We start from the raw sequence: 661 nt of genomic DNA, 5'->3' as shown, positions 1-661 counted from the left end.
AGTTTTCACCTGCCCGTGAGAAGTAGGCGAGCAATACCCGTTGGCCTCCCTGGCCTGGTCCTGTGCTGTTTGGTGGGGGCCTGGTGTCTGTTGAGGGCACGGTGGGTGGTCCTTGGGGTGTGCAGGCTGCTGTTGTTGCGGCGAGCAGGGCACCGGTCAGACCGGCGGCCGCTCCGCGAAGGGCGGACCGCCGGCTGACGTTCAAAGGGTTGAGGGCCACGGGATTGCCGGCGCTTTAGTTGTAGCGGCGGCCGCCGAGCCAGCTGACCATGGCGGGGTCGCGGTGGTCGAAGAACAGGCTGGCGCCGGTGTCCAGGGTGGTGATGGTGGTCATTTGCTCTTCGGTGAGGGTGAAGTCGAAGACGTCCAGGTTTTGGGCCATCCGCTCGGGCCGGACTGACTTGGGGATGACGACGACGTCGCGCTGGATGAGCCAGCGGAGCACCACCTGGGCGACTGACTTGCCGTGTGCTTCGGCGATGGCGCTGAGGACCGGATCGGTGAAGAGGTTGTTCTTGCCTTCGGCGAAGGGTCCCCAGGATTCGATCTGGACGCCGCGTTCGCGCATCAGTTCCTGATCGGCTGCCCGCTGGTGGAAGGGGTGGGTTTCGATCTGGTTGACCGCCGGGACGATTTCGTTGTGGTCGATGAGGTCAACCAG

General features: G+C 64.6%; 1 protein-coding gene and 1 pseudogene. Both read right to left on the bottom strand.

Translation table 11 applies throughout. The annotated features are described in order from the left end of the window. A pseudogene (locus tag HP499_RS24960) lies at window positions 1-220 on the bottom strand (hypothetical protein); the annotation flags it as partial. 15 nt (window positions 221-235) lie between these two features. Beyond that, the coding region (locus HP499_RS24740) for an aldo/keto reductase (RefSeq protein WP_172326640.1) at window positions 236-661 on the bottom strand (426 nt) is incomplete at its 5' end.

Origin of the sequence: Paenarthrobacter sp. CM16 (assembly GCF_013179505.1) — a bacterium.
Taxonomy (GTDB): Bacteria; Actinomycetota; Actinomycetes; order Actinomycetales; family Micrococcaceae; genus Arthrobacter.
This window is presented reverse-complemented; position numbering and strand designations above follow the sequence as displayed.